The sequence below is a fragment of the Sphingopyxis sp. JAI128 genome (assembly GCF_014207235.1).
GTDB lineage: Bacteria > Pseudomonadota > Alphaproteobacteria > Sphingomonadales > Sphingomonadaceae > Sphingopyxis.
Window position 1 is genome coordinate 198,163 of record NZ_JACHDA010000006.1, and the last position, 14,361, is coordinate 212,523.

Genomic DNA, 14,361 nt, shown 5'->3' on the forward strand with positions numbered 1-14,361 from the left:
CGGACTTGATCCGGGATCCATCGCAGCGCTGGCGGTCATGGAGCCCGGATCAAGTCCGGGATGACGAGGAAAGCGTCGTCCCCATGGCTTCGCCGCAGGGAGGATATCCGTAATCGCCCGTTTCCGGACAACCACATCGGGTAGCGCGTTCATGACGTCCCAACCCGACCCGACGAGTCGTTCCTTTCTTCCCTGCAACGATATCGCGACAAAGGAGGCAGTTTCGCTTGATATGTCCCCATCCTTTGTCGCTTTAAGCGCGGCGACGGGCGCCCGGACGGCGCCGGACAGGGATTCGCGCGGGACGTTCGGCAGATTTCGGCCGGCTTTCGCTCGAGCCGCCAACTCGTTTGTTGCGTCCTATGCGGTTGCGCCTTCCGCGGCGCCCTGCTAGCCGCGCCCGCGTCTTCCCTCGCCAAAGGTGCCAGCATGTCCGAGTCCTTCAAGCGCGTCGTCCTCGCCTATTCGGGCGGCCTCGATACCAGCGTCATCCTGAAGTGGCTGCAGGTCACCTATGGCTGCGAGGTCGTGACCTTCACCGCCGACCTTGGGCAGGGTGAGGAACTCGAGCCCGCGCGTGCCAAGGCCGAACTGATGGGGATCCGGCCCGAACATATCTATATCGACGACCTGCGCGAGGAATTCGTCCGCGACTTCGTCTTCCCGATGATGCGCGCCAATGCGCGTTACGAGGGCGACTATCTGCTCGGCACCTCGATCGCGCGCCCGCTGATCTCGAAACGGCTGGTCGAGATCGCCAAGGAAACCGGCGCCGACGCGGTCGCGCACGGCGCGACGGGCAAGGGCAACGACCAGGTGCGTTTCGAACTCAGCGCCTATGCGCTCAACCCCGACATCAAGGTCATCGCGCCGTGGCGCGAATGGGATCTGACCAGCCGCACCGCGCTGATCGACTTCGCCGAGAAGAACCAGATTCCGGTGCCGAAGGACAAGCGCGGCGAAAGCCCGTTCAGCACCGACGCCAACCTCCTCCACACCTCGTCGGAGGGCAAGGTGCTCGAAAATCCGTGGGATGAAACCCCCGACTATGTCTATTCGCGCACGGTCAATCCCGAGGATGCGCCCGATACGCCCGAATATATCGAAATCGATTTCGAGAAGGGCGACGGCGTTGCGCTGAACGGGCAGGCGATGTCGCCCGCAAGCCTGCTCGCGGCGTTGAACGACCTCGGCCGCAAGCATGGCATCGGCCGGCTCGACCTGGTCGAGAACCGCTTTGTCGGCATGAAGTCGCGCGGCATGTACGAAACCCCGGGCGGCGAAATCTACGCTCGTGCGCATCGGGGGATCGAGAGCATCACGCTCGATCGCGGCGCCGCGCACATGAAAGACGAGCTGATGCCGAAATATGCCGAGCTCATCTACAACGGCTTCTGGTTCGCGCCCGAGCGCGAGATGCTGCAGGCGGCGATCGACCACAGCCAGGAAAAGGTCGGTGGCACGGTGCGGCTGAAACTGTACAAGGGCAATGCGAGTGTCGTCGGCCGAAAGTCGCCGAACAGCCTTTATAGCGAGCGCCACGTGACCTTCGAGGACGATGCCGGCGCCTATGACCAGAAGGATGCGGCCGGCTTCATCAAGCTGAACGCGCTGCGGTTGAAGCTGCTGGCCAAGCGCGACCGCTGATCGAGTCGGCGCTTTGCGGAGCCGGCTTAAATCATCCTAATGACTTGCGCGCCGTTCGGTTCGTCGCGCCGTCCTGCTTCGCCTTGCCGAGCGGTGGGATTTTTGCGCCCCGCCGTCACCGTCGTTGTCGCCCTTGCCGCGACAGCGGCGGCGCGATGCGGTATTTTTATTCGTGGAGTTCGACAACAGGATCGGAACCATCCGGGAGAGGCCGCATTGGGTCACAAGGTGGTTTATGGAAAACACGACGCCGATCGACCCCGCCATTTATGAATGGCGGCCCTGTTCGATCCTTCTGCCGCGGATAGCCCTGAAGACGACGCGCTTTGGCACCCGGCTCAGCCTGCTTTTGCCCGGGCGCTATATGGTGCGTCAATCGCGCAGCATGGGGCGCCGCATTTACCGCAGCTATTCGGCCTGAGGAGAAGGGGCGGGACAGGGGCCGCAGAGGCGGTCGATCCGCCGGGCGGCGTGCAGCCGAAATCAAGGGTTAGCAGGGCAGCGCGACTGCGCTAAGGCGCGAATCGTGACTGCGACCCGATTTTTCTCCGACAATGCTGCGACGGTGCATCCTCTGGTGATGGAAGCGCTGGCCGCCGCCAATCATGTCGATACCGCCTATGACGGCGACGCGCTCAGCCAGTCGCTCGATGCCGCCTTTTCGGACCTGTTCGAAACGAACTGCGAAGTCGTGTGGATCCCGACCGGCACCGCGGCGAACAGCATCATCCTGGCGCATTTCGTGCGACCGTGGCAAGGCATCCTCTGTTACGAGGAAGCCCATATCGAAGTCGATGAATGCGGGGCGCCGACCTTTTATTCGGGCGGCGCGAAGTTGATGACCGTGCCGGGGCGTGGGGCAAAGATCGACACCGAAGCGCTGAAGGCGCGTATCGCCGGAATCCGCAAGGATGTGCACCAGGTGCAGCCCGCCGCGATCAGCATCACCAACGCGACCGAATATGGCCTCGCCTGGCGCGCAGCGGAGATCGGCGAGATCAGCGAAATCGCCAAGGGTAGCGACATGAAACTGCATATGGACGGCGCGCGCTTTGCCAATGCTGTCGCCTATCTCGATCGCGCGCCGGCCGACGTCACCTGGCGCGCCGGGGTCGATGCGCTGTCCTTCGGCTTCACCAAAAATGGGGCGATGATGGCCGAAGCGATCGTCTTTTTCGGCGGCAGCGGCGGCCCGGGCGTTCGCGAACTCAAGAAGCGCGGCGGCCACCTGCTCAGCAAGGGGCGCTTCGTCGCGGCGCAGATCCGGGCGATGCTGAAAGACGATCTGTGGCTGGCGAATGCCCGCGCGGCCAACGCCGGCGCCGCCAAGCTCGCGGCGGCATGCGGCAGCCGCTTGATGTATCCGGTCGAGGCGAACGAGCTGTTCGTTCGCCTCACCGCCGAAGAGGCCGCGAAGCTGCGCGCCGCAGGGTTCGACTTTTATGACTGGGGCGAAGGGGCGGCTCGGCTTGTCGTCAGCTGGGACCAGGATGCGCAGGCGGTCGCGCCGCTGGCAGCCGCGATCGGCTCGCTATGACCAGCGAGCAGCCGACGCTGCTCAGTCCGCGTATCCTGCTGCCTTTTGCGCTGGTGACGCTGATCTGGGGCTCGACATGGATCGTCATCAAGGGTCAGCTCGGGATCGTGCCGCCCAGCTGGTCGGTGACCTATCGCTTTGCGGTCGCGGCGGTCGCGATGTTCGCATTTGCGATGGTGCGCCGCGAACATTTGCTGCTCGATTTCCGCGCGATGGCGTTTGCGGCGGTGCTCGGCGTCGCGCAGTTCACCTTCAACTTCAATTTCGTCTATCGCGCCGAGCAGCATATCACTTCGGGGCTCGTCGCGGTGCTGTTCGCGCTGCTCATCGTTCCCAATACGCTCCTTGGCCGCGCGTTCCTCAAGACGCCGCTCGAGCGCCGCTTTCTGGCCGGGGCGGGGATCGCGATCGTCGGCGTCGGGCTGATGATCCTTCACGAATATCGCGTTGCCGCGGTCGGCGCGGACGAGGTACTGATCGGCACCACGCTGACCCTTGCCGGCGTGCTGAGCGCATCGACCGCGAATATCATGCAGGGAACGCGCATGGCCCGCTCGCAGCCGATGGTGGTGATGATCGCCTGGGCAATGCTGTTCGGCGCGATCGCCGACGGCTGCTATGCGTGGGCGACGACGGGTCCGCCGGCGATCGAGCCCACCGCCGCCTATGTCGGCGGGGTCCTTTATCTGGGCATCGTCGCGAGCGCGGTGACCTTTCCGCTCTATTTCAACGTTATCCGGGCCGTCGGACCGGGGCAGGCCGCCTGGTCGAGCGTGCTGATCCCGATCATCGCGATGGGTTTTTCGACCGCGTTCGAAAATTATCGTTGGGCGGCGCTGTCGATCGCGGGCGGCATCGCCGCGCTCATCGGGCTGGGAATCGCGGTCGCGCGGCGTCCCGAGCGGCCATCGGTCAGCGGCAACAGCGTTTCGATGCCGGTACCGCCGGAAGAGCAGTTGCCATAACTGTATTGCCGTAATAATACGGCTGCATGAGGATATTCGCCAGCACGCTTTTGCTTCTCGCCGCGATTCCGGGCGCACCGGCTTTGGCCCAGTCGGCCTGCCTGCCGGGCGCTTATGCCGCCCCCGACGGCGATTTCGTCGTTCTCGTCGAGCTGCCCACAATTCCCGCGCCCGGGTTGCGCTATCTGTTTCGCGATGGTCGCCGGGGCGCCACCTCCGACGCGAATGCACCGCTGGCCTGCAATGCCGATGGCGTGACGGTGAAAGGCGCGGCGTGGCAACCGATTGCGTTCCGCGAGACGCCGGCGAATTTCGACAGCGCCGGCACGCGGATGACCGGCATGCTGATCGAACCGCCGGGGGTCGATCCGAAGCGCCCGCTCGTGGTCATGGTCCACGGGTCGGAACGCAGTTCGCCGATCGGGGGACTTTATGGCTATGCGATGGCGGCGCAGGGGATATCGGTCTTCGTTTACGATAAGCGCGGAACGGGTGGGTCGGACGGCGAATATACCCAGAATTTCGAGCTGCTGGGTGCCGATGCGGCGAAAGCGCTCGACACCGCCCGGGGCATGGCGGCGGGCCGCTATGGCCGTGCCGGATTCTTTGGCGGCAGCCAGGGCGGCTGGGTCGCGCCGCTGGCAGCGACGCGGACCAAGGCCGATTTTGTCGCGGTCGGCTTTGGCCTTGTCGCCTCGCCGATCGAGGAAGACCGCGAGCAGATGATTTCGGAGGTCCGCGCGGCGGGGTTGGGCAAGGATGCCGAATCGCTGGTCACACGCCTGTCGCAGGCGACCGCCAGCCTCCTGCTCTCAGACTTCCGCACCGGCTATGACGCGCTCGACGCCGTGCGGCGCGAGATGGCGGACAAGCCTTGGCCGGCAAAGATCGAGGGCGAATATAGCGGCGCGATCGCGCGCATGCCGAACGAGGAGCTTCGGCGAATCGGCGCCGCGCGTTTCGACAATCTCGAACTGATCTGGGACTATGACGCCGTGGCGGCGTTGAGGAAGCTCGATACGCCGCTGCTGTGGGTGCTTGCGGGCGAGGACCGCGAGGCGCCGATCGAAACGACGCGCGGCGCGCTGCTCGGCCTCGCGAAGGACGGCAAGCCGTTCGACGTGTATCTGTTCCCCGACACCGATCACGGCATGTTCGAATACAGGACCAATGCCGACGGATCGCGTAGCGCGACGCGTATTACCGACGGCTATCTCAAGCTGCTCGGCGACTGGATCAAGGGCAAGGCGCGCGGACCCTATGGCCGTTCGGAGAATCTCACCCCGCGCTGATCCGCTCGATATCGGCGCCGACGGCCTGCAGCTTTTCCTCCAGCCGCTCGTAACCGCGATCGAGGTGATAGACGCGGTTGACCTCGGTTTGCCCCTGCGCGGCCAGGCCAGCGATGATCAGGCTCATCGATGCGCGGAGGTCGGTCGCCATGACCGGCGCACCGACCAGATGGTCGACGCCGCGTACGACAGCGCTGCGGCCGCGCACGTCGATGTCGCAGCCCATGCGCGCGAGTTCGGGAACGTGCATGTAGCGATTCTCGAAAATGGTTTCGGTGAATAGCGATGCGCCTTTGCCGAGCGTCGCCATCGCCATGAATTGCGCCTGCATGTCGGTCGCAAAGCCGGGGTAGGGCGCGGTCGACAGCGTGACGGGTTCGGCGCGGCCCGACATGGCGACGCGGATGCCGCCCTTCGTATCCTCGACCGTCGCGCCCGCCTGGCGGAGCGCGGCAAGCGTCGCGTCCATCTCGTCCGCCTTCGCGCCGACCAGTTCGACATCGCCCTCGGTAATGACCGCGGCGCAGGCGTAGCTGCCGGCCTCGATCCGGTCGGCCATGACGCGATAGGTGGCACCGTGGAGGCGGTCGACGCCCTCGATCGTCAACGTTTCGGTGCCGATGCCGTCGATATGCGCGCCCATCGCGACGAGGCAGTTGCACAGATCGACGATCTCGGGCTCGCGCGCGGCGTTTTCGAGGACGCAGGTGCCCTTGGCGAGCACCGCGGCCATGACGGCGTTTTCCGTGGCGCCGACCGAGACGACGGGAAAGGTGAATTTGCCGCCCGTCAGGCGCCCGCCGGGTGCGACGGCCTTCACATAGCCTGAAGCCAGCTCGATTTCGGCGCCAAAGGCCTCGAGCGCTTTCAGGTGGAGGTCGATCGGGCGGTTGCCGATCGCGCAGCCGCCGGGAAGCGATACGGTCGCTTCGCCCGCGCGCGCGAGCAGCGGGCCGAGCACGAGGATCGAGGCGCGCATCTTGCGGACGATGTCATAAGGCGCGACGGTCGAGGTCAGCGTCGTCGCGCGCGCGGTCATCACGCGGCCAAAATCCTCGGGCCGCGATCCCTCGATCGTCGTCGAGCAGCCGAGCTGGTTGAGCAAATGCCCGAAGCCGTCGACGTCGGCGAGGCGCGGCAAGTTCCTGAGCGTCAGCGGCTCGTCGGTCAGCAAGGCGCAGGGCAGCAGGGTGAGCGCCGCATTCTTGGCACCGCTGATGGGAATACGGCCCTTGAGTCGCTGGCCGCCGCGAATGACGATTTGATCCATCGGCCGTCTTTAGCGCATGCGCGGGGCCGTGCAAGCGGACTAGCTATGCGGCAGGCGCGCCGGGGCCGCCGAACCCGCAGGAGAGAATATCATGGTTAAATGCGCATCGGCCCGCCTTGTTTTGATCGTGGCGTTAGACAGGAAATTATGAAACTATCGCGCGAAGATCGCAGAACAGGGGCTTGCGACGAAACAGGTTCAACCGGGGAGACAAGGGCATGCGCAATCCAGTCGTCACAGCCGTTACGACGGCCTCGCTTATCGCGTCGCAAATAGCGATTCCGGCCTTTGCACAAACGACCACCTATCCTTATCCGATGCCCAAGCCGCAGCTGGGATATGATCGGGACTATGCGGGGACTATCCGCTGCGAATCCTATGGCAATCGCCAACAGCGCTGCACCGTGCGGACCGACAATCGCGTCGATTTGACGCGGGTGATCGGCGGGCGTTGCTCGAAAGGACGCGACTGGGGGTTCGACGCCAACCAGATCTGGGTGTCGGGCGGTTGCCGCGCCGAATTCCGCTATGGCTATGCTGGCGGCTATCCCGGGGGTGATTTTGCGGGCACGCTGAACTGCGAATCGTGGCAATATCGCTATGAGCAGTGCAATGTGCGCACCGACAATCGCGTCGAGCTGACACGAAAGATCGCGGGCAAGTGCAATGCCGGACGCCAGTGGGGCTACACCAATGATTATATATGGGTCGACAAGGGATGCCGCGCCCAGTTCGGCTATGGCTATCGCAACACGCGCCCCCCCGAAAAGGACAAGGGGCCGAGTACGGGGCTGATCATCGGGGGTATCGTTGTGGCCGGCGGGTTGCTCGCGCTGCTCGCAAGCCAGAAAAAGAAGAAGGCGGACGGCACCGCTGACGAAAGCGTGACGACGCATCCGCCGCAGGGCCCGGCGACGCTCAGCGCAAACCTGAGCGGTCTGCCGAGTGGATCGCGGCCTTCGGTCCAGAATTGCATGACCGATGCCGCCCGGCAGATCGGGATCACCGGGGGCACGCGGCTGTCGTACGACCGGCTGATCCATCTCGAGCAGGGCAATGGCGGCTGGCGTATCCGCGCGGCGATGACCGCTACCTATCCCGACGGAGCGAAGCAGATCGAAATGTATTGCCGCGCGACGCCGAGCGATATCATCCAGCTCGACTTTAGCTGACGACTGGCGGCCGGCGGGCGAGCAAAGGGTCGCTTTTGGTTGGTGAGCGGACACTAATATCCTCCCTGTCGCGAAGCGATGAGGAGGGGGACGGCTCGCGTAGCGAGTGGTGGAGGGGCCGCGTTAAGCCCCTACGTCAGCGCTTCGCGCCTCCCCATGCCTGGGGTACAGGGAGGATCTTATGGCAACTATCGGTCGAAATCGGCCAATCCTCCCCATGGTTTCGCCACAGGGAGGATCGAACGTCCACCTCCGGTCGCTGGCCGTCATCCACCCCGATTGCATCTTTCGTTCGAACCGTGAAAGACGGGAGCGCGTTTGGGCAAGGGGGATGGGGACAGCATGGTGAAAAACGTGGGTCCTGCGGCGGCAATCTGGTCGCGTGCCTATCCGCTGCTCACGGTGACGGCGCTGTTCTGGGCGGGCAATTCGATCGTCGGCCGCGCGGCGCGCGACCTTGTGCCGCCGGCTGCCTTGTCCTTCTGGCGCTGGACGTTCGCCCTCGTGCTGCTTTTGCCGCTCGCCTGGCCACATCTGAAGCGCGACTGGCCCGCGATCCGCGCGAATTGGAGGATCGTCGCGCTGCTCGGCGCGCTGGCGATCGGGTCTTTCAACATCCTGCTCTATACGGGCTTGCAGAACACGACCGCGCTCAATTCGATGCTGATCCAGTCGGCGCTGCCCGCGCTCGTGCTGATTGTCGGCGCAGTCGTGATGGGCGATCGCACCAGCCCGCGCCAGATTGCGGGCGTTGCCGTCTCGCTCGCCGGCGTGCTCGCGATTATCGCGCGCGGCGATCCGGCGATATTACTGGAGCTCCGGCTCAATATCGGCGATGCGATCATCGGCGGCGCGGTGATGATCTGGGCGCTCTATTCGGTGCTGCTGCGTCGCCGCCCGGCGGTGCATCCGCTGAGCTTTCTCGCGGCGTCGATGGTCGTCGGCATCGCGGTAATCGCGCCCTTTTACCTGCACGAGCTCTGGTCGGGGCGGCTGATCGTTCCGGCAGCGGGCAGCGCGCTTGCCATCGCCTATGTGTCGGTCTTCCCCTCCTTCCTCGCCTATCTCTTCTTCAATCGCGGGGTCGAGCTGATCGGATCGGCGGCGACGGGGCAATATATGAACGTGATGCCGCTGATGGGCGCGGGACTCGCGATGCTGTTCCTCGGCGAGACGCTGCGCCTGTTCCATGTCGCCGGGCTGGCGCTGATCGTCGCCGGCATTCTGGTTGCGGGTCGTGCGCCGGCTGCGGCGCAAGCCTAGGCGAGCGCTTCCTCGACCTGCGCCAGCCGGTCCTTGCCGAAGAACATCTCGCCGCCGACGAAGAAGGTGGGGATGCCGAACACGCCGCGCGCCACGGCCGCCTCGGTATTCGCCACCAGCTTCGCCTTGATGTCGGGCTCTTGCGTGCGGGCGAGGAGCGTGGGGCCGTCGAAGCCGTTGTCCGACAGGAAGGCCGCGATCACCTCCGGGTCGTCCATCTTGAGCCCTTCTTCCCACATCGCCCGGTTCACCGCGTCGACATAGTCGTCGAGATTGCCTTCGTCATCGGCGACGATGGCGCCGCGCATGATCGTCAGCGTGTTGACCGGGAAATGCGGGTTGAGCCGGAATCTGGAGAGGCCGTGCCGTTCGATGAAGCGGCGCATCTCAAGATTTTCATAGGCGAGTTTGGCGGGCGCGTCGGCATATTGGATCATCGGCGCCTTGTTGCCCGTCGCCTTGAAGATGCCGCCCAGAAGGCACGGCGTGATGACGAGGTCGGCGCTCGTCCGGTCGAGCAGTTCGGGCAGCATTTTCATGCACAAATAGGCATTGGGGCTGCCGAAGTCGAAGATCAGCTCGAGCGTCTTGCTCACCATTTTTCTCCCCAGGGGCGAAGGTCGATTTCGTGCGTCCACGCACTTTTGGGCTGCCTGTGGAGCATGACGTAATTGGCGGCGATGGCATCGGGGTTGAGGATGAGGTCGCGCGCCTTCGCATTGTCGAAATCGGGATGGCGGCCCTTGATGAATTCGGTGTCGATCGCGCCGTCGATGATCGTGTGCGCGACGTGGATGCCCTGCGGCCCCAGCTCGCGCGCCATCGACTGCGCAAGCATGCGGAGTGCGCCCTTGGCGCCCGAAAAGGCGGCAAAGCCCGACCCGCCGCGCAGCGACGCGGTGGCGCCGGTGAAGATGATCGTGCCGCGGCCGCGCGGCGCCATATGCTTCGCGGCTTCGCGGCCCATCAGGAAGCCCCCAAGACACGCCATTTCCCAGACCTTGGTGTAGACCCGCAGCGTCGTTTCGGCGATCGGGAAGTTCACATTGGCGCCGATGTTGAACACCGCAACCTCGACCGGGCCGACCTCTGCCTCGACCTGTTCGAACAGCGCGATCATCGCATTTTCGTCGCGGGCGTCGCCGGGGAAGGCGCGCGCCTTGTGCCCGGCATCGCGGATCGATTGCGCCAGCGCTTCCAATTGGACGGCGTTGCGCTCGCGCCGGTTGACGCAGGCGGTGAGCCCTTCGGCGGCAAAGGCGTGCGCAATCGCGCCGCCCGTGGCGTCGCCGGCTCCGACGATGACTGCGGCAGGGGTGGGCATGGGCGACTCTCCTCTTGCGCCCGATAGTAACTATGATAATCATAGTGACAAGTGAGAAATTCATCCGTCATTCGCGCGAAAGCCGGAATCCAGCGAGCCGGTGCTGCAACTGGGTTCCCGCTTTCGCGGGAATGACGAGGGGAAGGTTTGAATTTGCCCAAACGCGCGGATCTGTCGGACACATTCTGCCCCGTCGGGCGGTCGGCCGAATTGCTGGGCGACCGGGCGGTGCTGCTGATCCTGCGCGATCTTTTTTTCGGGCGTCGGCGGTTCGAGTCGATTGCGGTGAATACGGGGCTGGGGCCGCAACTCGTGTCGGCACGGCTGAAATTGCTCGAAGGCGAAGGCGTGGTCGGGCGCCACGCCTATCAGGACCGGCCACTCCGCCACGAATATCGCCTGACCGCGAAAGGCAAGGATCTCTTCGACGTCCTTTACGCGATGCGCAACTGGGCCGAACAATGGGCCTATGCGCCGGGCGAGACGGGCGGGGGACCGGCGATGCGCTATATTCATCGCGCCTGCGGCGCCGACGTCGGCACGTCAACGGCCTGTCCGGGCTGCGGCGTGCCGCTGGGTTATGGCGATCTGAAGGGTGAACCCTCGCCCGCGCTCAGCGCGGAGCAGGCCGCAAAATCTGGCTGATCAGGCTTTTTCCAGCGTGCACTGCAGCGGGTGCTGGTTCTGGCGCGCGGCGTCCATCACCTGGTTGACCTTGGTCTCGGCGACTTCATAGCTGAACACGCCGCACACGCCGACGCCCTGCTGGTGGACGTGCAGCATGACCTGTGTCGCCTGTTCGATGTCCATGTTGAAGAAGCGCTGGAGCACCATGACGACGAATTCCATCGGCGTATAATCGTCGTTGAGCAGCAGCACCTTGTACATCGACGGCTTCTTCGCCTTGGCGCGGGTGCGCGTCGCAATGCCGACCCCGGGGGTTCCGGAGGCGCCGTCGTCCTTGTCCGCCATGGCGCGGATGCGGGAAGGGAAAGCGGTCATCATTGGCAGAATATCGCACGCCGCAGCGGATTCGCAAGAGGGCGGGGCGACATTAACCCCCTTTTCCTGCGCGCTCTGCAAACAAGAACCGCCCGCTTCCGAAGAAGCGAGCGGCCTTGGGGGTGTCGGCGCCGGCGGGGAGGGAGGGGAGGTGCCCGCGCCAACGGTGGAAGTTGAAAGCGCCTTAGGCGGCCTTCATCTTCGAAGTGATGACCGAAACGCGGTTCGAGATCGGCGCGAAGCTGTCGTTCGTCAGCTTGACGAAGAGTTCGCTGGTCTTCGAGGTCTGCGCGACAGCGGCGTCGAACGCCTTCTTGCTGTTTTCGGCATAGAGCTTGAAGAAGTCGGCCGGGGTCTTGACGGCGGTATAGCCCTTCAGCGCGGCGGTCGTGTCTTCGAAGCTCTTGCGGGCGAAAGTCACGCCTTCCTGGCCGAGCGTTTCGATGCCCTTGGCAGCGATCTTGCCCGATTCAACGAGCGCTTCGATGTTCGCCTTGTTGAATTCGACGGCTTCTTCGGCGAGCTTGCTGGTCTTGGCCATGGCTTCCTTCGCCTTTTCGTTGAAGTCGGCGGTCAGGGCTTCGGTGCGGGTCTTCGCTTCGTCGGCGAATTTCTTGACGGTGTCGTTCATGGTCTTGAATCCTTTGCTGGCAAGGACGGCCGGCTTCGGCGCAACCTTGGTCTTGGGGGCAACGGTCTTTGCAGCCGCCTTCTTGGGGGCGACCTTCTTGGCTGCCGGCTTTGCGGCTTTCTTTTGGACCGGCTTGGCCTTCGCCGCGACGGTCTTGGTCTTTGCGGGCACCGGGGCCTTTACTGCGGGAGCAGCTTCGACGACCGGGGCGGCAGGAGCAGCCACCGGCTTGGCGGCGGTTTCCAGCGTCGCGGCTTCGAAAGCCTTCTCGGCACTATCCATCTTGGTAGCCATCGGGACAACTCCTTTATGTTGCAGTGCACAATATAGGAGGGGTTCGGCGATTTCAAGAGATTTTTGTGCAGTGCACAAAAAAATTCCGATCGCGACCTCAAGGGCCTTTTAACGCCCCGATATTACCGCTGTTTGACATAGCGGCCGGGAGCATCCTCGATCGCCTTTTTAGTACCTTTGCCGGGAATGCGCGCGCCTTTTGCGGCGGTCTTTGCGCCATCCTGTGCCGCAATCCATTCGATCCAGTGCGGCCACCAGCTGCCCTTCGTCTCGGTCGCTCCCGCAACAAATTCGTCGAGCGAGGCGGCGGTGCCGTCGCCGGTCCAATATTGATATTTGCCCGCGGCCGGCGGATTGACGACCCCCGCAATATGCCCCGACCCGGCCAGCAGGAAGGTCTTGGGCCCCGACAGATGGTCCATCAGCCGCCACACGCTGGCGAGGGGCGCGATATGATCCTCGCGGCCCGCCTGGATATAGGCCGGAGTGTCGATCTTTCTGAGGTCGATCGGCGTGCCCATCACCGACAGGCTGTTCGGGATCACCATCCGGTTGTCGCGATAAAGGTCGATCAGATATTGCCGGTGCCATTTCGCGGGAAGGTTGGTGACGTCGCCGTTCCAGTAGAGCAGGTCGAAAGGCGGATAGTCGTTGCCGAGCAGGTAATTGCTGACGACATAATTCCAGATCAGGTCGCGTCCGCGCAGCGAGTTGAAGGTCGCCGCCATATAGCGCCCGTCGAGGAAGCCGGGCGCCGACAATTGCTGGAGCAGCGCCAGATAGCTGTCGTCGACGAACAGCTTGAGATCTCCGGCCTGTTCGAAATCGACCTGCGCGGTAAAGAAGGTCACCGACTTGACCTTGTCCGCCTCTTCGCGTGCGGCGAGCATCGCGAGCGTCGCGGCGAGCGTTGTGCCGGCGACGCAATAACCGATCGTATGGACGTGCGGCACGTCGAGCAATTCGCGCACCGTATCGATCGCGTCGACCTGCGCCGCGACATAATCGTCCCAGACGATCTCCGCCATCGACGCGTCTGCCGATTTCCACGAAACCATGAAGACGCTGAGGCCCTGTTCGACCGCCCATGCGACGAAGCTTTTCGCGGGGTTCAGGTCGAGGATGTAAAAGCGGTTGATCCACGGCGGGAAGATGACGAGCGGGACGGCGAAGACCTCTTTCGTCGTCGGCGCATAATGGATGAGCTGGTAGAGGTCGGTCTCGTGGATCACCTTGCCGGGCGTCGTCGCGATATTGACCCCGACCTCGAACGCATCGGGGTCGACATGGCTGAGCTGGCCGCGCGACAGGTCGGAGAGCATGTGCTTCAAACCCTTGAGCAGGCTCTCGCCGCGCGTTTCGACCGCGCGCCGGATGACTTCGGGATTGGTCATCGCGAGATTGGTGGGCGCCATCGCGTCGGCCATCGCCTTGGCGGCAAATTCCATCTTGGCGCGCGCCACGGGGTCGGGACCGTCGAACTGGCGCGTCGTCGCGAGCATCTGTTCGGCGAGCAGGCCATAGGTCTGGCGGATCATCGCGAACACCGGATTGGCGGTCCAGTCGGGGTCCGCGAAACGACGATCCTTCGCCGCAGCATCGGGCAGCGGCGGAGCCATCGGGTTCAGCGTCGCCAGCGAGGTCCAGAAGGCGACGCCCTGATCCCACATTCTCGCCAATTGTTCGGACCAGAGCTTTGCTGCGGGATTATCGGCCCATTTGGCGGGATCGAACAGCGCCGCGGCGCTGGCGTTGCCTTCGTTCGCCTGGCCCAGCGCATATTCGAGCATCATCTGCTGCGCGCGGCCGATCACGCTGGCCCAATGCTGCATATCTTCGGGCGACGGGATGAAGGGATTCGGTGTTTCGATCGTGTCGTCCTTGCCCGTATCGCTCATGCTCGTTCCTGCTGGTCAGTGCGGATATTATGCCTATAACAAGCCGCGATGCGGCTGGCGAGGTTG

Annotated in this window: 14 protein-coding genes; 8 read left to right on the forward strand and 6 right to left on the reverse strand. The window is 64.1% G+C overall.

Annotated features, from left to right (window positions below):
* Window positions 1–429: 429 nt before the first annotated feature.
* From HDC35_RS15475 to HDC35_RS15495, 5 genes are all read left to right on the forward strand, one after another.
* Window positions 430–1,647: an argininosuccinate synthase gene (locus HDC35_RS15475; protein ID WP_184648272.1), complete on the forward strand. Its 1,218-nt coding sequence runs from the start codon at window positions 430–432 to the stop codon at window positions 1,645–1,647.
* Window positions 1,648–1,882: 235 nt separating this feature from the next.
* Complete coding sequence (locus tag HDC35_RS15480; protein ID WP_184648273.1) at window positions 1,883–2,068, forward strand: hypothetical protein; 186 nt, start codon at window positions 1,883–1,885, stop codon at window positions 2,066–2,068.
* A gap of 105 nt (window positions 2,069–2,173) precedes the next feature.
* The gene (locus HDC35_RS15485; RefSeq protein WP_184648274.1) at window positions 2,174–3,184 is read left to right on the forward strand and encodes a beta-eliminating lyase-related protein; all 1,011 of its coding nucleotides are present in this window, start codon (window positions 2,174–2,176) and stop codon (window positions 3,182–3,184) included.
* Entirely contained in the window at window positions 3,181–4,149 is a 969-nt protein-coding gene (locus HDC35_RS15490; RefSeq protein ID WP_184648275.1) for a DMT family transporter, read from the forward strand. Before HDC35_RS15485 ends, HDC35_RS15490 begins: the two co-directional genes overlap by 4 nt.
* A 26-nt stretch (window positions 4,150–4,175) precedes the next feature.
* The gene (locus tag HDC35_RS15495) at window positions 4,176–5,441 is read left to right on the forward strand and encodes a S9 family peptidase (RefSeq protein ID WP_184648276.1); all 1,266 of its coding nucleotides are present in this window, start codon (window positions 4,176–4,178) and stop codon (window positions 5,439–5,441) included.
* On the opposite strand, the gene murA is transcribed toward HDC35_RS15495, so the two are convergent.
* The gene (gene murA / locus HDC35_RS15500; protein WP_184648277.1) at window positions 5,428–6,711 is read right to left on the reverse strand and encodes a UDP-N-acetylglucosamine 1-carboxyvinyltransferase; all 1,284 of its coding nucleotides are present in this window, start codon (window positions 6,709–6,711) and stop codon (window positions 5,428–5,430) included. The genes HDC35_RS15495 and murA overlap by 14 nt on opposite strands.
* Before the next feature lie 218 nt (window positions 6,712–6,929).
* Between murA and HDC35_RS15505 the strand changes: the two genes are divergently transcribed.
* Complete coding sequence (locus tag HDC35_RS15505; protein ID WP_184648278.1) at window positions 6,930–7,883, forward strand: DUF3011 domain-containing protein; 954 nt, start codon at window positions 6,930–6,932, stop codon at window positions 7,881–7,883.
* 342 nt (window positions 7,884–8,225) lie between these two features.
* Window positions 8,226–9,146 (forward strand): DMT family transporter, encoded by a 921-nt coding sequence (locus HDC35_RS15510; RefSeq protein WP_184648279.1) that lies wholly within the window; start codon window positions 8,226–8,228, stop codon window positions 9,144–9,146.
* On the opposite strand, the gene HDC35_RS15515 is transcribed toward HDC35_RS15510, so the two are convergent.
* Complete coding sequence (locus HDC35_RS15515) at window positions 9,143–9,745, reverse strand: 2-hydroxychromene-2-carboxylate isomerase (RefSeq protein ID WP_184648280.1); 603 nt, start codon at window positions 9,743–9,745, stop codon at window positions 9,143–9,145. The genes HDC35_RS15510 and HDC35_RS15515 overlap by 4 nt on opposite strands.
* Window positions 9,739–10,470, reverse strand: coding sequence for an SDR family oxidoreductase (locus HDC35_RS15520; protein WP_184648281.1), 732 nt, complete (start codon window positions 10,468–10,470; stop codon window positions 9,739–9,741). Before HDC35_RS15520 ends, HDC35_RS15515 begins: the two co-directional genes overlap by 7 nt.
* A 153-nt stretch (window positions 10,471–10,623) precedes the next feature.
* Between HDC35_RS15520 and HDC35_RS15525 the strand changes: the two genes are divergently transcribed.
* A complete protein-coding gene (locus tag HDC35_RS15525; protein WP_184648282.1) occupies window positions 10,624–11,115 on the forward strand; it encodes a helix-turn-helix domain-containing protein in 492 nt (163 codons plus the stop codon).
* Here the strand turns inward: HDC35_RS15525 and clpS are convergent, their stop codons facing one another.
* From clpS to HDC35_RS15540, 3 genes are all read right to left on the reverse strand, one after another.
* Window positions 11,116–11,475 (reverse strand): ATP-dependent Clp protease adapter ClpS, encoded by a 360-nt coding sequence (gene clpS, locus HDC35_RS15530; RefSeq protein ID WP_409437958.1) that lies wholly within the window; start codon window positions 11,473–11,475, stop codon window positions 11,116–11,118.
* A 181-nt stretch (window positions 11,476–11,656) separates the two neighbouring features.
* On the reverse strand, window positions 11,657–12,397 hold the full coding sequence (locus HDC35_RS15535) for a phasin family protein (RefSeq protein WP_184648283.1): 741 nt from the start codon (window positions 12,395–12,397) through the stop codon (window positions 11,657–11,659).
* Window positions 12,398–12,519: 122 nt separating this feature from the next.
* Window positions 12,520–14,295 carry an alpha/beta hydrolase gene (locus HDC35_RS15540; protein ID WP_184648284.1) on the reverse strand — a complete coding sequence of 592 codons (1,776 nt, stop codon included), beginning with the start codon at window positions 14,293–14,295 and terminating at the stop codon, window positions 12,520–12,522.
* Between the last annotated feature and the right edge of the window lie 66 nt (window positions 14,296–14,361).